The 18,967-nt window shown below is 62.3% G+C and carries 14 protein-coding genes; 8 read left to right on the forward strand and 6 right to left on the reverse strand.

The features are described 5' to 3' along the window. Positions 1 to 25 precede the first annotated feature (25 nt). Positions 26 to 862, forward strand: a complete 837-nt coding sequence (locus ACZCWR_RS15185) for an alpha/beta fold hydrolase (RefSeq protein WP_487301546.1) — start codon at positions 26 to 28, stop codon at positions 860 to 862. A 24-nt stretch (positions 863 to 886) separates the two neighbouring features. Here the strand turns inward: ACZCWR_RS15185 and ACZCWR_RS15190 are convergent, their stop codons facing one another. Then, complete coding sequence (locus ACZCWR_RS15190; protein WP_487301547.1) at positions 887 to 2,023, reverse strand: FAD-dependent monooxygenase; 1,137 nt, start codon at positions 2,021 to 2,023, stop codon at positions 887 to 889. Between the two features lie 204 nt (positions 2,024 to 2,227). Here ACZCWR_RS15190 and ACZCWR_RS15195 point away from each other — a divergent pair, with 204 nt between their 5' ends. Both ACZCWR_RS15195 and ACZCWR_RS15200 read left to right on the forward strand, forming a co-directional pair. After that, positions 2,228 to 2,572 (forward strand): DUF4148 domain-containing protein, encoded by a 345-nt coding sequence (locus ACZCWR_RS15195; RefSeq protein WP_487301548.1) that lies wholly within the window; start codon positions 2,228 to 2,230, stop codon positions 2,570 to 2,572. A 193-nt stretch (positions 2,573 to 2,765) separates the two neighbouring features. Further along, entirely contained in the window at positions 2,766 to 3,512 is a 747-nt protein-coding gene (locus tag ACZCWR_RS15200) for a DUF2242 domain-containing protein (protein WP_487301549.1), read from the forward strand. A gap of 10 nt (positions 3,513 to 3,522) precedes the next feature. Here ACZCWR_RS15200 and ACZCWR_RS15205 read toward each other — a convergent pair whose 3' ends face one another. Then, on the reverse strand, positions 3,523 to 5,565 hold the full coding sequence (locus ACZCWR_RS15205; protein ID WP_487303342.1) for a D-(-)-3-hydroxybutyrate oligomer hydrolase: 2,043 nt from the start codon (positions 5,563 to 5,565) through the stop codon (positions 3,523 to 3,525). Between the two features lie 343 nt (positions 5,566 to 5,908). Beyond that, positions 5,909 to 6,277, reverse strand: coding sequence for a BON domain-containing protein (locus ACZCWR_RS15210; protein WP_487301550.1), 369 nt, complete (start codon positions 6,275 to 6,277; stop codon positions 5,909 to 5,911). 618 nt (positions 6,278 to 6,895) lie between these two features. On the opposite strand from ACZCWR_RS15210, the gene ACZCWR_RS15215 reads away from it, so the two are divergent. The 4 genes from ACZCWR_RS15215 (at position 6,896) to ACZCWR_RS15230 (ending at position 11,335) form a co-directional block, all read left to right on the forward strand. Beyond that, positions 6,896 to 8,365, forward strand: a complete 1,470-nt coding sequence (locus tag ACZCWR_RS15215) for a TAXI family TRAP transporter solute-binding subunit (RefSeq protein ID WP_487301551.1) — start codon at positions 6,896 to 6,898, stop codon at positions 8,363 to 8,365. Positions 8,366 to 8,497: 132 nt separating this feature from the next. Then, on the forward strand, positions 8,498 to 9,154 hold the full coding sequence (locus ACZCWR_RS15220; protein WP_487301552.1) for a 2-hydroxychromene-2-carboxylate isomerase: 657 nt from the start codon (positions 8,498 to 8,500) through the stop codon (positions 9,152 to 9,154). A 206-nt stretch (positions 9,155 to 9,360) separates the two neighbouring features. Next, a complete protein-coding gene (locus ACZCWR_RS15225) occupies positions 9,361 to 10,338 on the forward strand; it encodes a LysR family transcriptional regulator (protein ID WP_487301553.1) in 978 nt (325 codons plus the stop codon). 76 nt (positions 10,339 to 10,414) lie between these two features. After that, positions 10,415 to 11,335: an AraC family transcriptional regulator gene (locus ACZCWR_RS15230; RefSeq protein ID WP_487301554.1), complete on the forward strand. Its 921-nt coding sequence runs from the start codon at positions 10,415 to 10,417 to the stop codon at positions 11,333 to 11,335. Positions 11,336 to 12,220: 885 nt separating this feature from the next. Here ACZCWR_RS15230 and xdhC read toward each other — a convergent pair. Genes xdhC through xdhA form a run of 3 tightly spaced genes read right to left on the reverse strand, consistent with a single transcriptional unit; the run spans position 12,221 to position 16,608 of the window. Next, positions 12,221 to 12,715, reverse strand: a complete 495-nt coding sequence (xdhC, locus tag ACZCWR_RS15235) for a xanthine dehydrogenase accessory protein XdhC (RefSeq protein WP_487301555.1) — start codon at positions 12,713 to 12,715, stop codon at positions 12,221 to 12,223. Next, a complete protein-coding gene (xdhB, locus tag ACZCWR_RS15240) occupies positions 12,712 to 15,075 on the reverse strand; it encodes a xanthine dehydrogenase molybdopterin binding subunit (protein WP_487301556.1) in 2,364 nt (787 codons plus the stop codon). The genes xdhC and xdhB overlap by 4 nt, the downstream gene beginning before the upstream one ends. 12 nt (positions 15,076 to 15,087) lie before the next feature. Beyond that, positions 15,088 to 16,608, reverse strand: coding sequence for a xanthine dehydrogenase small subunit (gene xdhA / locus ACZCWR_RS15245; RefSeq protein ID WP_487301557.1), 1,521 nt, complete (start codon positions 16,606 to 16,608; stop codon positions 15,088 to 15,090). Between the two features lie 340 nt (positions 16,609 to 16,948). On the opposite strand from xdhA, the gene ACZCWR_RS15250 reads away from it, so the two are divergent. After that, positions 16,949 to 18,169, forward strand: a complete 1,221-nt coding sequence (locus tag ACZCWR_RS15250; protein WP_487301558.1) for an MFS transporter — start codon at positions 16,949 to 16,951, stop codon at positions 18,167 to 18,169. Positions 18,170 to 18,967: the final 798 nt, after the last annotated feature.

Raw genomic sequence — 18,967 nt, forward strand, 5'->3', positions numbered from 1 at the left:
ACCTTCGAATCCAGTGAGGATCACCATGCCGTTCGTCACGACCAAGGATCACGTCGAAATTTTCTATAAGGACTGGGGACCGAAAGACGCGCAGCCGATCATGTTTCACCATGGCTGGCCGCTCTCCGCCGACGATTGGGATGCGCAGATGCTGTTCTTCGTCCAGAAAGGCTTTCGCGTGGTCGCGCACGACCGGCGCGGTCACGGACGTTCGACGCAAGTCTCCGACGGCCACGACATGGACCATTACGCCGCCGATGCCTTCGCGGTCGTCGAGGCGCTCGACCTGAAGAACGCAGTGCATATCGGCCATTCGACCGGCGGCGGCGAAGTCGCCCGCTATGTGGCGAAGCACGGCGAACCGGCGGGCCGCGTCGCGAAAGCGGTGCTCGTGAGCGCCGTGCCGCCCTTGATGCTCAAGACCGAAGCGAATCCCGAAGGTTTGCCCATCGACGTGTTCGATGGCTTTCGTCAGGCGCTCGCGGCCAATCGCGCGCAATTTTTCCTCGATGTCCCCACCGGCCCGTTCTACGGCTTCAATCGCGAAGGCGCGAAGGTGCAGCAGGGCGTGATCCGCAACTGGTGGCGTCAGGGCATGGAAGGCAGCGCGAAGGCGCATTACGACGGCATCAAGGCATTCTCGGAAACGGACCAGAGCGAAGACCTCAAGTCGATCTCCGTGCCGACGCTCGTGCTGCACGGGGAGGACGACCAGATCGTGCCGATCGGCGATGCCGCGCTCAAATCCATCAAGTTGCTGAAGAACGGCACGCTGAAGACGTATCCCGGCTTGCCGCACGGCATGCTGACGACCGACGCGGAAATGATCAACGCCGATCTGCTCGCGTTCATCCAGTTGTAGTTTGAAGTGACGCGCGCGAACGGCTCAGGTTCGCGCGCTCGCGTCCAGCATGTCCTTCAGTTCGATGCCGTTCTTCGCTTCATCCATGAGCGCGTCGGGCATCGGGCCTTCGCGTTCGAGATCGACCAGCGCCTGATTACGCACCACATACGGCCGCATGCGATCGTCATACGCCCCGAATGCGCGCGCGAGATCGCGCGGTTCGTGCGCGAGTTCATGCGCCAGCACGAACGCGCCGACCAACCCGAGACTCGTGCCCTGCCCCGAAAACGGCGACGCGCAATACGCCGCATCGCCCGCCAGCACGACGCGACCCTTCGACCACGACGGCATGCGAATCTGCGCGAGTTCGTTGAAATAGAACTGGTCGGTCGTCCACATCGCCTCGATGAACTTGGGGAAATCGCCCTTCAGATTCGCGCAGTGTTCGGCGACGAGGCGCTTCTGCGCGTCCACATCGCTGCGCGCGACGGGTGTTTCGGAAGCCTCGAAGCCCACGCCGATCCGCAATTCGCGCTTGTCGAGACTCGGGTAGATCACATAGCCGACGTTCGCCACGCGATAGCCCATCTGCCAGTCGCCGAGGTCGATGAGATTGGGCGTCGAGAACAACGCGAGCACCACGCCGAGCGGAAAGACGAACGCGGCTTCATCGTCGAAATGCAGTTTGCGGATGTTCGAATACACGCCGTCCGCGCCGATCAGCAGATCGCAGGTCCGGCGCGCGCCGCCCGCGAGTTCGACGGTGACCGCATCGCCCGTATCGTCGATGGTGCGCACGCTGTCGTCGTAGATGAATTCGACGCGCTCGCTCGATGCGCGCATCAGCAGTTCGCACAGATCGTCGCGAAAGATTTCGATGTCGTCGCTGTCCAGACGCCCCGCGCTGTATGTGCGTTCCTCCGTGCGGTCGATCTCGCGGCCATCGGCATCGAGCATGGACATGCCTTTGAGGCGCGTGCGGAGATTGCGAGCGTCGTCGAGCAGGCCCATTGCCTTCACGACATCGAGCGCGACGCCGCGAATATCCACGGCCTGCCCGCCGCGACGAAACTCAGGCGAACGCTCAATCAGCGTCACGCCGAAGCCCGCGCGATCCAGCCAGTAAGCGAGCGCAAGACCCGTCACGCCCGCGCCCGAGATCAGTACGTTTCCTTTCATGCGTCACCTCGTCGTTAATCTTGATAAAAACCGATGCTTCGCCCACCGAAGCATCGCGATTAATGTCGATCCAGGAAGAGTGATTTGGCAGCATCAGGGTTTCTACTAAGTACCGGGAAGCCTAGACTGCATTTCAACGACGAAGCGATGGCGAAACAACTCACCACCAGCGACGCCTCAATCAACAGTCCAGGAGGTTTCATCATGTTCAAGTCTCTCGTTCCCGCGCTTGTCATCGCTTCCACCCTTTCCGTGCCTGCATTGGCGCAAGCGGCCGACAACGGCCCCGTCACCCGCGCCGAAGTGAAGGCGCAACTCGTGCAACTCGAACGCGCGGGCTACAACCCTTCCAGCGATCAAACCACGTACCCCGCCAATATTCAGGCGGCCGAAGCACGCGTGAATGCGCAACAAGGCGCGGCGGTGTCGTCGTACGGCGGCGTGAGCGATGGCGCTTCGGCATCGGGTCAGGCGCATCGTTCGACGTTTCTGAGCCGCATCGTGCGTCCGGCAGCCGACGCGAACCCGGTCGACTTCAATCGTCCGTAAGCGCGGGTGTCATCACGCTCGAAAGACCCGGCCCGCGCGCCGGGTTTTTCGTCTTTACATCACCGAAATTGGCGGCTTCAAACTGTAAGCCACGGATTTTTCGATGTTTTTAAATTTTTGATTTTTCACCGCCCACCCCGACGGCACTACAATTCGTGTCTGACTGACACAAATTTCGATCAAGTTGCCGCACATGTCCATGCCGTCGTTCCGTTTCGCCTTGGCTTCACTCGCCCTGTTCGCGCTCGCCGCGTGCGGTGGCCGAACCGCCAATACGCCCAGCTATCAGCAAGAGTTGTTCAGCACGGGACCGAGCCCGTTCGCCCACAACTTCGACGCCACCGTGAAGGAAACCTGCGAAGCCGCCCGCCGCGCGCTGCTCTCCCAAGGCTTCCTCACGACGATGGCGCAAACCGACACCATCGACGCGACGAAAAACTTCCAGCCGTCCGCCGAAACGCATGTCGTGGTCTCGTTCCACGTCGTCTGCACGCCGGGCGAGAACACGACGAACACGAGCATCGCGTATGTGAACGCCGTGCAGGACGGCTACGCGCTCAAGAAAAGCGATACCTCGGCGAGCGTCGGCCTGAGCGTGCTCGGTTCGCTGTCGCTGCCGATCCGCTCGAACAGCGACGCGATGGTCAAGATCTCCAGCGAAACCGTGCCCGCAGGCAAGTTCTACGACCGCTTCTTCGGCCTGATGGGCCATTACCTCGATACCGTTCCACGCAGCGCGCCGGTTGCATCCGATGACATCAAAAGCCACGCGCTTGCGCCGTCGATCGTCGTGGCATCGCCCGAACTGACGCCGACGCCGATCGTCGTGCAAACGCCTTCCGCCGCGACCGCGATTCAGGCATCGGACGCCGAAGCGCAGACGAAGCGCGAAGCGCAAGCCGTGGCGACTTCCGCGTCGGAGCAACCGGCGGCGCGTTAAACACCCACGCTCAGTTCGGCACGTTCACCACGCCGCCATCCACCGAGATCGCATTGCCGCCCGGATTCTGCGCGATGGCCGGCAGATTCGCCGTCGTCAACGCGGGCGCGGCGCCCGGCGTGCCGCCACGCGCGACCGTCCGCACCACTTGCGAAGGCGGCAGCGGCGCGTTGTTCTTCAGGTGATTCCACATCAGGTTCAGCGCCTGCAAGTTGTAGTAATGCACGGGGATGAACCGCGTATCGAAGCCCGCCACGCTCAGGAAAGCATCGAAGTGCTGACCGTTCAGGATCTCGTACAGCGAAAGCTGGCTCCTGCCGCCTTCCGCCACCTGATTCGCGCCGAGATACGGGCGTGACGCATGGTTGATCGGCACGAGCGCATCCGAACGGCCCTGCACGATGATCGCGGGCTTGCCGTGCAGATTGGCGTTGACGCGGATCGCGCCGACGCTTGCGGCCATGGTCGGATCGCCGTTCGCCCAGAGCGCACGCAAACACGCCGCGCCCGCGTAACTCGCATCCGCCGTCGCCAGCCGATGATCCGCCGCGCCGTTCGTGCCCGCGTTGTTCACGAGGTTGATGCCGTTGGTCGGCGGCACGCCATTGCCGTTGCCGAAAATCGTGAGCATCACCGATGCAGCGGGCGTCACGCCTGCCGCACCCGCCGCGCTCGTCGTGCCGAAGCTGAAGTTGCACAGGTTATCGGTGACGTTGGCTTTCATGTAGGCATCGGCGTAAGTCACGGCGACTGCGGGCACGGCTTGCGAATCCCACATCGGGGCCTGAAGTGCATCGGAGTCCGTTTCATAGCCCCATTGATGCAGCAATGCCAGCGCGTTAGCGGCCTGCGTCAGCGTATTGCTGCCTGAAATCACCCCATTCGCCGCCAGCGATGCACAACGCGCCGTGCGAATGGCTGTCGTCGTCGCGAGCGGCAACGCGGTGAGATACGGCGCGCCCGCCGCCGCCGGAGCGAGCGCCGCGCACGGTTGCAGCAGATTCGCCTGCGTCATGTAATCCGCGAGCGGCCGTCCGAACGAGCCGACCGCCGCGCCGCCCTGCCGCACCGCGACCTGCGCGGGCAAGTTGATGTTGATCTGCGGCTCGCCGACGACGACCGCCGTGATCCAGCCATCGGTATCCTGCTCCGCTGCCGCCAGCGACGCCCCGCCGCCATTGCTCACCGATGCCGCGATCGTCATGATGCTGCCTCGCTCGTACTTGACCGTGCGCGTCGAGCCGTTCAGCGCGCCGTAGGTATCGTTGAGCGCCCAGTACGCGAATTGCACCGCCTGCAAGGTGTTCTTGCCCCAGTCCTTCTCCGGGTTCTGTTGCGAATGCGCGTGCTTGTAGGCGTAACGGTTCGGAAAGCTCGCGTTGAAGGCCGCCAGCGTCGATGCACTCACGTTCGCCTTGAAGATGGCCGACTTGCCCGCGCTGTCCGCGTTCGCCAGCGTGCCGTCGATCAGCGTGACGGTGTTGGTCGCGAGTTCGTGCGCGCCGTTGCCGCTGCCCTTGTCGGTGTAGGCGACGGCGCATCCGCGTTTGAGCGCCCATTCGCCCGCCGCCGAAATCGCGCCATACACGCCGCGCGATCCCGATGACGTCGCCGTGACGATGCACGGTTGATCCGCGTTGAAGCTCGCGGGAATCTGCACGAGCAGGCTGACGTTCTGCGTGCCGCTGCCGTCATCGGCGAAAGCGAGATATTCCTTGCCCGCGATTTTTCCTTCGCCGAGCGTGTCGTTGCCGTTCACGTCGATATTCGGCCCCCAGAAGCGCCCGTAGCCGCCATTCGCCGACATATCGACGAGCGCGCGGTAGTTCTGGTAGATCGCGAGCCTGCGCAGTTCCGCCGCCGTGGGCGCGAGCGGGTTGCCAAACGAAGGCGCGGTCGCCGAGGCGAGACCGGACTTGCCGAGACCTGCGGTGAGCAGATCGTCGGTGTTGCCGTCGTAGGTTTGCGTTTTGACCGAACCGGAGACGAAGTTCGGCAGCGCGTTGTTCGGCGGGCCGTTGTGATCGTCGCCGTGGCAGGCTGCGAGCAACATCGTCAGGAGAACGGCGCAGGCGCCGCGTGGGAAGAGTTCGGTGCGCGTGTTTATTTTCATCGTGTCTCCGCCATGAATGCTTCGGGTTTCACCGTTGCACGCACGTCCGGGGCACGCGACGCGTGAACGGCCGTCGCCAGTATTGCGCTTTTACGTTTGGCTGTCGCTCAGGGCAGTCCTTAGTTCTCCTTGGGCGTAAGCGCGCCGCGCGTCACGCGCAGCACAAACGAAAACAGGCTTCGGCATTGACGCCGAAGCCTGTTTAGTCGAGCGCACCGGCCGCAACGAACCGGCGGCGCGGCATCGACGCCCGCCGTTCGTCAGGCGCGAGCCGCAGCCGGGATCAGTTCCCGCCGCCGCCCTGCGTGCCCAGCGTGATCTTGTTCGATACCGACGTCACGCCCGCGACGCCCTTCGCGATCTCGCCGGCCTGCTGGATCTGGCCGCCTTCCGGCACCGTGCCGGTCAGCGTCACCGCGCCGCCGCGTGCGCGCACGAACACGTTGGAGACATCGAAGCCTTGCGCCTTCGACAGGGCACGGCGTACCGAGTAGCCGAGCTTGCGGTCTTCCTTCTTGTTCGACGATTTCGCCGACTTGGTCATCGCGCCGGAATCGGTGGCGGCGGTATCGCTCGACTGAGCAAACGCGCTCGATGCCACCGCGATGCTGAGCACCACGCCCAGCGCTTTCAACAGATCGACTGCTTTCATGATTTCTCCTTTTGTTGCGTTTGTTGACTTCGCACTTCGCTACTTCGCTCGCTTTTGCACTTCAAAACTGACCGCATGCTCGCGGCGGCCGAACGGAGGCGAAGTGCCAGCGCCCGGCAGCGCGCGAGCACATGCCCGGGCTTCGGGTCATGGAGGCTCACAGACCGGCGATGGCGGTCTGCTGCTGCAATGCGGCACTGCGAGAGGCTTGAGGAAGAACAAACTTCGGCCGTCTTGATTCGGGCGCTTGGCCCGACGGCTCATCGATGATTTTTTAATCGTCCTGCCGCGCGAAAGGTCTGCTGTGCATGCGCCCGAACCCAAATGCCGGGCTGCGATGCGCGATGTCTCCAGACTTTGTCCGTCGTGCGGCGGCGAACGTCAATGTAGCCCAGCAAAGCCATAAGCGCAAAACATTTAGCGACATGACGGCCCGCGCCATGCCTGCATGCAACAACCCGCACCGTTGCAACATACCTCTGTCACACTCGCCGATGGTGTCCTCGACGCGTGATTCGGCCTGCTGAACTCATGTACCATCGACCGGATCGAAGCGCATCGAGCGGCGGCCGCGTTCGGGTAAGCTCACGGTCCCAGAAATTCACGACGACAGCCGAGATGACCCAGCCATCAGGAAGCGATCCGGACCCGCGCCCCGGCCATGAGCGGCCCACTACCCGGCGCGGCTCGCAGAAAATCGTGGCGCGTTTCGTCGCGGTGTCGTGGCGCGATCTGGCGCTGACCTTCGGCCCGATCCTGCTCATCTGTCTGGCCGCGCTCTATCTCGCCGTGCGGCTGGTGCAGCCCGCGCCGCCGGATACGCTGACCATCGCCGCCGGTCCCAAGGGCAGCACCTTTTGGAACAGCGCGCAGCAATACAAGACCATCCTCGCGCGCAATCGCGTGAAGCTCAACGTGCTGGAAACGCAAGGCTCGCTCGATAACCTCACGCGCCTGCAAGATCCGCACGCGAACGTGGATGTCGGTTTCGTGCAGGGCGGCATGACGAAACCCGGTTCATCGCCGGATCAATTCCCGAATCTCGAATCCCTCGGCAGCGTGGCTTATGTACCGCTCGCGGTGTTCTATCGCGGCGCGCTCGTCACGCGGCTGTCGGAATTCAAGGGCGAGCGGCTCGCCATCGGCGCGGAAGGCAGCGGCACGCGCGCGCTCGCCTTGCAACTGCTGAAGGCGAACGGGATAGAACCGGGCGGCGACACGGACCTTTTGCCGCTCGCAGGCAACGAAGCCGCGCAGGCGCTCGAAGACGGCAAGATCGACGCCGTGTTCCTCACCGGCGATTCCGCGCAGCCGCCGACCATGGCGAAGCTGTTGCGCACATCGGGCATCCGCTTTCTCGATTTCGCTCAGGCCGATGCCTACTCGCGCCGCTTTCCGTTTCTCACGACCATCACCTTTCCGATGGGCGCGTTCGACTTCGCGCGCAACTTGCCGCCGCATCCGGTTCACACGGTCGCGCCGACTGCCGAGCTTGTCGCGCGCGACAGTCTGCATCCCGCGCTGTCGGATCTGCTGATCGAAGCGGCGCGCGAAGTGCACAGCCGTCCGAACCTGCTTCAGCACGCGAACGAATTTCCCGCGCCGCTCGTCCATGAATTCCGCATCAGCGACAACGCCGAGCGTTATTACAAGTCGGGCAAGAGTTTCCTGTACCGCACGCTGCCGTTCTGGCTCGCGAGTCTCGCGGATCGCGTGCTGGTCGTGCTGGTGCCGCTGATCGTGGTGTTGATTCCGGGCTTGCGGCTGGTGCCGGGGCTGTATCGCTGGCGGGTGAAATCGCGCATCTATCGTTGGTATGGCGCGCTGATTGCAATCGAACGTGAAGCGATCAGCGGCCCGGATACGTCGCAGCGCGATGCCTTGCTGGAACGCATCGACGCGATCGAATCGTCGGTGAATCGCATGAAGATGCCGCTCGCGTTCGCGGATCAGTTCTACGTGCTGCGCGAGCATATCGGCTTCGTGCGCGAACGGCTGGCGCACGCGCCCGTCGTGGATGCGGACGCACCCGCCGATCCCGCGCCGGAGCCTTCTCGACAACCGCACGCAGAAGAACGCAGCACATAAATTCGGCAACACGTAAGATCAAACAAACGAGCGGCCGATGTCGATGCGAGCCCGCGCCCGAACGAAAGTTCGGCGAACAACGAACGCGTACACGATGAGGCCCGCGCGGCCCTAAGCAAGGGAGAAACGAACATGAACCCCTATCCGGCCCGCCTCGGTCAGCCGTATTTCTTTTTCGACTTCATCTCGCCGTTCTCGTATCTGCTGCTGGAACAGCACGAGAAATGGCCCGACATGCCGTTCGAACTGGTGCCGGTGCAACTCATGAAGCTGCTCGATCGCTGGGGTCAGCCGCACGCGGCAACCATTCCGTCCAAGCGCGTCTTCACGTACCGGCACGCGCTGTTCCGCGCCGAACAACTCGGCATACCGTTCAAGATGCCGCCCGCGCATCCGTTCGATCCGGTCAAGGCGTTGCGTCTGGCCGTGTTGGCCGATGCCGAGATCACCATCGTGCGCGATATCTTTCGCTTCATCTGGCGCGAAGGCCGCGATCCGGGCACCGAGGAAGGGTTCCGTGCGCTGTGCGAACGCGTCGGCATGCCGGACGCGGTGGCGCGCATCGAGGAAGAAGATATTCGCGGCAAGCTGATCGCCAACAACGACCGCGCCGTGGAGATGGGCGTGTTCGGCGTGCCGACCTTCGTCGTCAACGATCAGATTTTCTGGGGCGAGGACACTTTGCCGATGGTGCTGTACGTCGCGCGTTCGCCGAACTGGCTGGATGCCGCCGAAGTCAAGCGCATTAGCAATTTGCCGATGGCTCCGCGCGACGCCGATTTCACCTGACAGAACGATTGCCGCCCGCGCCTATGCCGTGAATAGCGCGCGTGCTATGGCGTCAAAAACCGCAAAGCGTTTAACCTCGCATCAGGCTGCGTGAAATTTTGGTGACGGACGATGGCGTGAGAAAAGGCTCGCGTGGCGTCCGGCCGCGCGCCGATCGGAGAAAACCGTGCGAGCGCCGCGCGTCGCTCCGTTTCCGGGCAGATGATATGAACGACCCCGCCGATTCCCTCGATATCTGGCTCATTCGCGTGCTGCGCACCTTGTTGCAGGAGCGCAGCGTCACGCAGACCGCGCAACGGCTGAACCAGACTCAGCCCGCGATCAGCACCGCGCTGCGCCGTCTGCGCGAGATTCTGGGCGACCCCATTCTCGTGCGCGGCAAGCAGGGCATGGTGCCGACCGAGTTCGGCGAATCGCTGCTGGGCGCGGCGCAGCGTGCCTTGCGTGAGGTGGAATTCGTCGCCACGCCGCACGGCGATTTCGATGCCGCGAGTTCCCGCCGTACGTTCCGAATCGCCGCGCCCGATTACCTGAACGATTTCTTCATGCCGACACTGGTCGCCGCTTTCCGCGATGCCGCGCCGAACGCGCGGCTGGAGATCGAATCGCTGAATCCGACGCGCGATCACGAGCGCATGCTCGATGAAGGCGAGATCGATCTGATGGTCGCGAACTGGACCAAGCCGGAGCCGCGCTTCGAGCGGCAGGATTTGTTCTCCGATGTTTTCGTCTGCCTGATGCGCGCGAACCATCCGCTGGCGCGCGAGCCGCTTACCGTTGAGCGTTACGCGCGCGCTGCGCATCTCGCGCCGACGCCTTATAGCGGCGGACGGCGGCATCCGATCGATGTCGGGTTGGCGCGCGCGGGCGTGAAGCGCCGTATCGTGACGACGATTCCGTACTTTGGACTCGTGCCGCAGGTGTTGTTGCAGTCGGACCTGATTTTCACCGCGCCGCGCCGTTTCGCGCTGCATTACGCCGCGATGCTGCCGCTCGCCGTACTGGATGCGCCGGTGCCGTTTCCGCGCATCAAGTGTTATGCGCTTTCGTTGCCGCAGCCCGATCAACCGACCGATGTCGTATGGCTGCGCGAACTCATGGCGCAGGTTTCGGATTCGCTGACGGGGAGAAAGGCTTCGTCGGTCGTTCATGCGCCGGTGCTGGACGATACCGTCACGGGTTGACCGCGCGCGTGCGTCGGGTAGTATCGTTCGAACACCGTAGTTTTCCTTCAACGAAGCGACACCGGCCATCGCGCTCATGGACGCCCTCGACCGCCTGATCCAGCTTGCAGGTCTTTCCGGCGCGCTCGATCTGCGCTGCCTGCTCAACGGTCCGCTCGACCTGCCGCATGCGCCCGCGCCGGTGGGCGAAGCCATCTATCACATCGTCCTGTCCGGTTCCTGCGCGATCGTGCGCAAGGGACAGCCGACGCTCGAACTGAACGCGGGCGATATCTTCGTCCTGCCGCGCGGCGATGCTCACGTGGTGCATATCGATTCGACGCAGCCAAACCCGAAGCCGCCTGCCATGTCCGTGCGCGAGAACGGCGCGGTTACCGTGCGCAGTAACGCCGATGGTCATCCGCCCGGTCTTGATCTCTTGTGCGGACGTTTTCATTACGCCCCGCGCGCGTTGCTGATCGATGTGTTGCCGGATACCGTGCATGTGTCGTTTTCGGGCGAGACCGCGCCGTATCTCGAAGCGCTCGTCGCGGCGATGCGGCGCGAAGCCGAGGAAGCGCAGATCGGCGCGCCATCCATCGTGACTGCGTTATCGACTGCGTTGTTCACGATGATCCTGCGCGCGTGGCTCGCCGACCGGCCATCGGTGGCGGGCGTGCTCGGGTTGCTGGCGAACAGGCGGCTGGGTGCATCGGTGATCGCGATGCTGGAGCGGCCCGCCGAACCGTGGACGCTCGAAATGCTCGCCAAGGAAGCGGCGATGTCGCGGGCCACGTTCATGCGTGCGTTCTCGGCGCATTCGGAAAGCTCACCGCTCGCGCTTTTGAGTCATGTGCGGATGCAGCTTGCCAGTACGATGCTCACGCGTACGAAGAAAAGTATCGCGGATGTGGCGGCTGAGGTTGGGTATCAGTCGGAGGCGGCGTTTTCGAAGCGGTTTAAGGAGGCTTATGGGGTTGCGCCGGGGAGGTTTCGGGCGGCGCAGGGGGCGGGGTGATTTGTGGACAGCAGCGCGCTCAAGCTGACAGATTGTGGTTGGTTTTGTTGTTCTTTCGTGGAAAGGGCTGCTGGTTTTTGGGATTTTTATTGCAGTAGCCGCCTCCCCGGCGGGGGGGTAACTTTCTTTGCTGCTGCAAAGAAAGTTACCAAAGAAAGCAGCTTTTAACCCTCCGCACGCTGGCTGGAAAGGGTGGTCTGAATTAACGATACAGTGGTCGCGTTAGGATGTCTCACGGTTCGTTAAGCGTGTGGGCAACCTGGCGATTTCGCGCTCGAATACTTCGGTCTTAGTGGACCGCATTCATTCCTTCGGCCATGCGCTTCGCGCGCCGAGAGCTTTAGTACGGAATCCCGCAGCGTATGAATGCCCAGTCACATCACACCGTATCGCACCTCTCCCATTGGGCCCTACCTTGGCGAGCGCTTCTGGGCAAAGCACGCGCACTCACGCAAGTCACCTTTTAGTCGGAGCACTAACCAAGGTAGGGCCAAATAGCAATCTAACGGGGAAGCGCGATGTGGCTGGGCGCTGATACGCTGCGGGATTCCGTTCTTACGTTCTCGGCGCGCGCAGCGCATGGCCGAATGAATGAGCGCGATCCACTAAGGCAAAAGAATTCGAGCGCGCAATCGCGAGGTTGCCTAAGCGACTCGTTATGCGTGGCAAGCCCTATTGCGGCCACTGCATCAGTTAATCCAGACCAACACTCTCCAGCCAGCGAGCATGGGGTAAAAAGCTGCTTTCTTTGGTGACTTTCTTTGCAGCAGCAAAGAAAGTTACCCCCCCGCCGGGGAGGCGGCTAATGAAATAAAGACACAAACAAGAGCAGCCCTTTGCACGACAAACCAGCGCCACGTACCCCACCCCACAACGAACCACCCTTCAAAAAACCATCGCGCGCACGCGCTTCAACCGCGCACTCATCTCCCGCACGCGCAGCAGTTGCGCCGCCACCGCCATCGCAATCGACCACGGCGCTTTATCGACGATGCCCTCAACCCCAATCGGACAAGTAATCTCCGGCAAGCGATCCGCCGAAACCCCGCGCTCCATCAACCGGCGCTCGAACTTCACGCGCTTGGTCTTGGAGCCGATCAACCCGAAGTACGCAAAATCCTCCCGCAACATAATCCGCTGAGTCAGCGAAAAATCCAGCGAATGATCATGCGTCATCACGATGAAATACGCGCCCGCCGGCGCTTCATCGACGATGGCATCCGGCAAATCGGTCGCCTCGATCTGCACGTTGGCGGGCACTTCATCGGGAAAGAGTTCATCACGCGCATCGACCCATTGCACGACGCACGGCAGCGTCCCCAGCACCTTGATGAGCGCGTGCCCCACATGCCCCGCGCCGAACACCACGACGTGCATCATGACCGTGCGCTCCTCACGGCATTGACCGCCTTGAGAATCTCTTCAGCCGTCGCGGGCGCATTCAACGGCGGATTCACCTTGTGATCGCCGACCGCCGACACGGCATCCCGAATAGCGAAGAACACAGAGAACGGCAGCAGCAACGGCGGCTCGCCCACCGCCTTCGAGCGATGAATACTGTCCTCCGCATTCCGGTTCTTGAACAACTGCACGCGGAAATCGGCGGGCATGTCGTTGGTCGTCGGAATCTTGTAGGTGGACGGCGCGTGCGTCATCAACTTGCCGTTTTGATTCCACCAAAGCTCTTCCGTCGTGAGCCAGCCCATGCCCTGCACGAACGCACCTTCCACCTGCCCGATGTCGAGCGCCGGATTCAGCGACGCGCCCACGTCATGCAACGCATCCGCGCGCAGCACGCGCATTTCGCCCGTCAAGGTATCGATGACGACTTCCGCCACCGCCGCGCCATACGAGTAGTAGAAGAACGGGCGGCCCTGCATCGTCGATTGATCCCAATACAGCTTGGGCGTCGCGTAGAAGCCATCGGACCACAACTGCACGCGCGCGAGATACGCCTTCTGCACGATCTCGCCGAACGGAATGGCATCGTTGCCGACGATCACGCGATCGTTCGCGAACTTCACCTGCTCCGCCGTCACCGTGCCGCCACCGAACTTGTCCGCCGCGAACTTCGCGAGCCGTTCGCGCAACTGGCGCGCGGCATCCTGCGCGGCCTTGCCGTTCAGATCGGTTCCGGTCGATGCCGCCGTCGCCGAGGTATTCGCGACCTTGCTCGTATCCGTCGCGGTCACGCGCACGCGCTCGAAATTCACGCCGAGTTCGTGCGCGACGACCTGCGCGACCTTCGTGTTCAAGCCCTGACCCATTTCGGTGCCGCCGTGATTGACGAGCATCGAACCATCGGTATAGATGTGAACCAGCGCGCCTGCCTGATTGAAGTGCGTCACATTGAACGCGATGCCGAACTTGACCGGCGTCAACGCAAGACCTTTCTTCAACACCTCGTTGTTCGCGTTGAATTCGTTGATCGCCTCACGACGGCGACGATATTCGCTCGTCGTTTCCAGTTCCGCGATCAGTTCGTGGATGACGTTATCCTCGACCGTCTGGCCATAAGGCGTCTTGTTGTTCTCCGTCTTGCCGTAAAGATTCGCGCGGCGCACGTCGATGGAATCGCGGCCGACCGAACGCGCCACGTTATCCATGATGTATTCGATGGCGAACGCGCCCTGCGGCCCGCCGAAGCCACGGAACGCCGTGTTCGATTGCGTGTTGGTCTTGCCGCAATAGCCTTCGATCTTCACGTCCGCGAGCCAGTACGCGTTGTCGAAGTGGCAGACGGCGCGCGTCATCACCGGGCCGGACAAATCGGCGGAGAAACCGCAGCGCGACGTCATGTCGACGGATACGCCATCGATCACGCCCTGATCGTCGAAGCCCACTTCGAAGTCATAGATGAAGTCGTGGCGCTTGCCGGTGATCATCATGTCGTCGTCGCGGTCGGGGCGCAGCTTGACCGGACACAAGAGCTTCCACGCTGCCAGCGACGCGCAGCACGCGAAAATGCCCGACTGCGATTCCTTGCCGCCGAAACCGCCGCCCATGCGCCGGCATTCGACCAGCACGTTATGCGAATGCACGCCGAGCACGTGCGCGACCAGATGCTGCATTTCGGTCGGATGCTGCGTCGAACAATACACGTGCATGCCGTCGTCGTCCTTCGGCACGGCATAGGCGATCTGGCCTTCGAGATAGAACTGTTCCTGACCGCCGAGCTTCATCGCGCCGCGTTCGTGATGCGCGGCCTTCGACATGCGGCCTTCGGCATCGCCGCGCGAGAGCTTGAGCGGATTGAGCACGTAGGATTCGGCCTTGCGCGCATCCTCGGGCGTGAGGACCGGCACCAGATCTTCGAACTCGATGGTCGCGCGCCGCGCCGCCAGACGCGCGGTGTCATGCGAAGTGGCCACGACGATGAACATCGGCTGGCCGACGAACTGCACGATGCCCTGCGCCAGCACCGGATCGTCGTGGATGATCGGACCGCAATCGTTCACGCCGGGAATGTCGTCGGCGGTGAAGACGGCGACCACGCCGGGCGTCGCGCGCACGGCATCGAAGTTCATCGACACGATCTTGGCGTGCGCCTTCGGGCTGGTCCCGAGCGCGGCGTGCAGCGTGCCCGCGACGATCGGAATGTCGTCGGTATAGCTCGCGCGCCCGCTCACGTGCAAATGCGCGGATTCATGCGGACGCGAGACGTGGACCTGTTTGAAGTCCTCGACATCGTTGGCGAGCGATTGTGCTTCGGCGAGAAAGGCTTCGGCTTGCTGATTCATGTTCTTCTCTCCTTACTTCGCTTCGACCAGTTCGATGGCGCGGACATCCAGCTTCGATTTCGACAGCGGATCGTGCGGACGCGTTTCCAGCCAGAAGCGATACAGCAGGCTTTTCGCGGTGTCGAGGCGATAGTCGCTGCTGGCGCGCATGTCGGTGAGCGGCGCGTAATCCTTGCCGAGCGCGAGCATCGCGGCTTGCGCGGTGGCTTCGTGCCAGTGAGCATCGGCCAGAACGGCTTCGGCGTGCGACGCGCGCTTGGGCGTCGCGGCCATGCCGCCGTAGACCAGACGCGGTTCGCGGATCGACTCGCCATCCGCGATGAACGAGAACGCGGCGTACACGGCGGAAATGTCGGAGTCGAAGCGCTTGGACAGCTTGTACGCGCGAAATTGCAGCTTCGCGCGCGGGCCTTTGCGCGTCGGCACGCGGATCGACGCGACGAATTCGTTCTCCGCCATGTCCTTCTTCTGATACGCGATGTACAAATCTTCGAGCGCCATCTCGCGCCGCCCATCCACGCTTTGCAGCACGACGCGCGCATTCAGCGCGATCAGGCCCGGCATGGAATCGCCGATGGGCGAGCCGTTCGCGACGTTGCCGCCGAGCGTGCCCGCATTGCGGATCGGCAGCGACGCGAAGCGCAGACGCGTTTCTTCGAGTTCCGGATACGCCTTCACGATTTCATCATAGGCCCGATCCACCGACACGCCCGCGCCGATCTCGATCCAGTCGTCCGTGGTTTCCACCTGCTTGAACGACTCGATCTGCCCGACGTAGACGATATCGCCCAGATCGCGCAGTTGCTTGGTCACCCAGAGACCGACGTCCGTGCTGCCCGCGAGAATGCGCACGCCCGGCTTGTCGGCCTTGATTTGCGCGAGGGCTTCCGCGGTGCGCGGGGCGTCGAAACGGCGGCCGGCGTGTTCGTAGTGGAAGGTGTCATCGCGCTTGATGCTGTCGAGCGTGCGCGCGAGTGCCGGCACGTTGAGCGGCGCGAGCGGCGCGTGATCGAACATACGTTCGGCCGCTTCGATGATCGGGCGGTAGCCGGTGCAGCGGCACAGGTTGCCCGTCAGCGCATCGCTGATTTCCTGGCGCGAGGGCTTGGTCTTTTCGCACGGATGTTCGCAAACCGTCGCGTGGCCATGGCGTTCGTAGAGCGAGAACATCGACATGGCGAAGCCCGGCGTGCAGAAACCGCACTGCGAGCCGTGGCAATCGACCAGCGCCTGTTGCACGGGATGCAGCGTGCCGTCCGGCTGGCGCAGATCTTCGACGGTGAACAGTGCGCGGCCATCGAGCGTCGGCAGGAATTGCACGCACGAATTGACCGCCTTGAACGCGACGCCGCCCGCCCCGTCCGGCTCGCCGATGACGACCGTGCACGCGCCGCAGTCGCCTTCCGCGCATCCTTCCTTGGTGCCGGTGCAGCGCGCGTCTTCGCGCAGATATTGCAGGACCGTGCGCGTCGTGGAGGCGTTGCTCACCTCCTGAACGGCATTGCGGTGATAAAAGCGGATCGGCTGGCTCATGGAAATCTGTCTCGGGGGCGTTCGATGCTTCTTGTGCTGGTTACGCGGGGTGCGCAGCCGGTGGCTTTGTCCTTCTGGGCGATTTTAGGAATAGTCCTGTCGCCTCGATGATTGGAAAGCTATCACCGCCAAAAACCACAACCCATAGGTGACATTGCATGAACGACATATTCTTCGTCCGATATGTCGTGAAACGCTTGAGCAGCAAGGCTCGGCGAACGAAGAAACGACCGTTCGAACAGGCAATTTGTCCCATCCGGTTACAAAAGTAGCGCGACGATCGGACACTTCCTATGGGACAATCACGCCTTCGCGCCGAAAACAACCCCGCAATTTCCCTATGTCCTCCGAGCCTCGCAAAGCCGTCCAGCCGCAAGGCGATCTCGCCGTCACGCTCAAGATCGTGTCGGTCGTCGTTTATACCTTCCTCTGCTATCTGACCATCGGGATTCCGCTCGCGGTGCTGCCGGGCTTCGTGCATACGGATCTGGGCTATGGCTCGGTGATGGCGGGCGCGGCGATCAGCGTGCAGTATTTCGCGACTTTGATGTCGCGTCCGCTTGCGGGGCGCACGGCGGATACGCTCGGTCCCAAGAAGACGGTTTTGTACGGGCTGGCGGCGTGCGCGGTGAGCGGCGTGTTGCTGCTCTTTTCCGCACTGGCGACGCAGTGGCATGCGGTGAGTCTCGTGCTGCTGGTGATCGCGCGGCTCGTGCTCGGGTTTGGCGAGAGTTGGGTCGGGACGGGGTCGATCACGTGGGGCATCGGGCGAGTCGGGGTGTCGCATAACGCGAAGGTGATTTCCTGGAACGGAATCGCGACTTATGGAGCGTTGGCGATCGGGGCGCCGTTGGGTGTGGCGATCGAGCATTCGCTCGGGTTTGCGTCGCTTGGCGTCATTGTGATTGCGCTGGGTGCGCTTGGGTACTGGCTCGCTACGCGGATGGCGAGTGTGCCCGTCGTGCATGGCGAGCGGATGTCGTATCGCAGTGTGTTCTTTCGGGTGCTGCCGCATGGGTTCGGGTTGGCGCTCGGGTCGGCGGGGTTCGGGTCGATCGCTACGTTCATCACGCTGTTCTATGCCGCGCATAACTGGCCGAATGCGGCTTTGTCCTTGACCGTGTTCGGAACGATGTTTGTCGGGGCGCGCCTGCTGTTCGCCAATACGATCAAGATGTATGGCGGGTTTCGGGTGGCGATCGTGTCGTTTTCCTTTGAATGCGCTGGCTTGTTGATGCTTTGGCTTTCTGCGGAGCCTACGTTTGCGCTTGCGGGAGCGGCGTTGACGGGGTTCGGGTTTGCGTTGGTGTTTCCGGCGTTGGGGGTGGAGGCTGTGGCGTTGGTTCCTCCCGCCTCTCGTGGGGCTGCGTTGTCGGCTTATTCGGTGTTTCTTGATTTGTCGCTTGGGTTGACCGGGCCGCTTGCGGGGTTTATCGCGGGTGAGTTTGGGTATGGGTCGGTGTTTCTTTTCGCTGCGCTCGCGGCTGCTGGTGCGGTTTGTTTGTCGGTTGCGCTTTATGTTCGGACGGGGCGAGGGGTGGGTGGGCCCGCTACGGCTTGAGGCGTTGTTTGTCGTGCAAGGGGCTTCTTATTCAGTAGCCGCCTCCCCGGCGGGGGGGTAACTTTCTTTGCTGCTGCAAAGAAAGTCACCAAAGAAAGCAGCTTTTTACCCCATGCACGCTGGCTGGAAAGTGTTGGTCTGGATTAACTGATGCAGTGGCCGCATTAGGAAGTCCCTCGGTTGGTCAAGCGCATGGGCAACCTTGCGATTTCGTGCTCGAATATTCTTGGCTTAGTGGTCCGCATTCATTCCTTCGGCCATGCGCTACGCGCGCCGAGAACTTTAGAACGGAACCCCGCAGCATATCCGTGCCCAGCCTCCTCAGACCTCCCCGCTTTTTTGCTATTCGGCCCTACGTTCGTTAGTTCTCCAACTAAAATTCAAACACCAGCTAACACCACCTGCCGATGTGCGGGTTGTGATTTTGACCTCGCGCGGTCAACGCGCATTGCGCGGAAGCGCTAACCAAGGTTGGGCCGAATAGCAATCTTGCGGGGAGATATGAGGTGGCTGGACGCTTATAGGCTGCGGGGTTCCGTTCTTACGTTCTCGGCGCGCGTAGCGCATGGCCGAAAGAATGAATGCGGTCCACTGGCGATTGAGTTTTCGAGCGCGCAATCGCGAGGTTGCCTAAGCTGCTCGCTATGCGTTGAACATCCTATTGCGGCCACTGTATCGTTAATCCAGACCACCCTCTCCAGCCAGCGTGCTTGGGGGTAAAAGCTGCTTTCTTTGGTGACTTTCTTTGCAGCAGCAAAGAAAGTTACCCCCCCGCCGGGGAGGCGGCTACTGCAATAA

The organism is Caballeronia sp. A2-2 (assembly GCF_057612605.2).

Bases quoted from the DNA above. Each gene is read 5' to 3' on its own strand.
- ACZCWR_RS15185 (WP_487301546.1), top strand. From the start codon at position 26: ATGCCGTTCGTCACGACCAAGGATCACGTCGAAATTTTCTATAAGGAC.
- ACZCWR_RS15190 (WP_487301547.1), bottom strand. From the start codon at position 2,023: ATGAAAGGAAACGTACTGATCTCGGGCGCGGGCGTGACGGGTCTTGCG.
- ACZCWR_RS15195 (WP_487301548.1), top strand. From the start codon at position 2,228: ATGTTCAAGTCTCTCGTTCCCGCGCTTGTCATCGCTTCCACCCTTTCC.
- ACZCWR_RS15200 (WP_487301549.1), top strand. From the start codon at position 2,766: ATGTCCATGCCGTCGTTCCGTTTCGCCTTGGCTTCACTCGCCCTGTTC.
- ACZCWR_RS15205 (WP_487303342.1), bottom strand. From the start codon at position 5,565: ATGTTGCTCGCAGCCTGCCACGGCGACGATCACAACGGCCCGCCGAAC.
- ACZCWR_RS15210 (WP_487301550.1), bottom strand. From the start codon at position 6,277: ATGAAAGCAGTCGATCTGTTGAAAGCGCTGGGCGTGGTGCTCAGCATC.
- ACZCWR_RS15215 (WP_487301551.1), top strand. From the start codon at position 6,896: ATGACCCAGCCATCAGGAAGCGATCCGGACCCGCGCCCCGGCCATGAG.
- ACZCWR_RS15220 (WP_487301552.1), top strand. From the start codon at position 8,498: ATGAACCCCTATCCGGCCCGCCTCGGTCAGCCGTATTTCTTTTTCGAC.
- ACZCWR_RS15225 (WP_487301553.1), top strand. From the start codon at position 9,361: ATGAACGACCCCGCCGATTCCCTCGATATCTGGCTCATTCGCGTGCTG.
- ACZCWR_RS15230 (WP_487301554.1), top strand. From the start codon at position 10,415: ATGGACGCCCTCGACCGCCTGATCCAGCTTGCAGGTCTTTCCGGCGCG.
- xdhC (WP_487301555.1), bottom strand. From the start codon at position 12,715: ATGATGCACGTCGTGGTGTTCGGCGCGGGGCATGTGGGGCACGCGCTC.
- xdhB (WP_487301556.1), bottom strand. From the start codon at position 15,075: ATGAATCAGCAAGCCGAAGCCTTTCTCGCCGAAGCACAATCGCTCGCC.
- xdhA (WP_487301557.1), bottom strand. From the start codon at position 16,608: ATGAGCCAGCCGATCCGCTTTTATCACCGCAATGCCGTTCAGGAGGTG.
- ACZCWR_RS15250 (WP_487301558.1), top strand. From the start codon at position 16,949: ATGTCCTCCGAGCCTCGCAAAGCCGTCCAGCCGCAAGGCGATCTCGCC.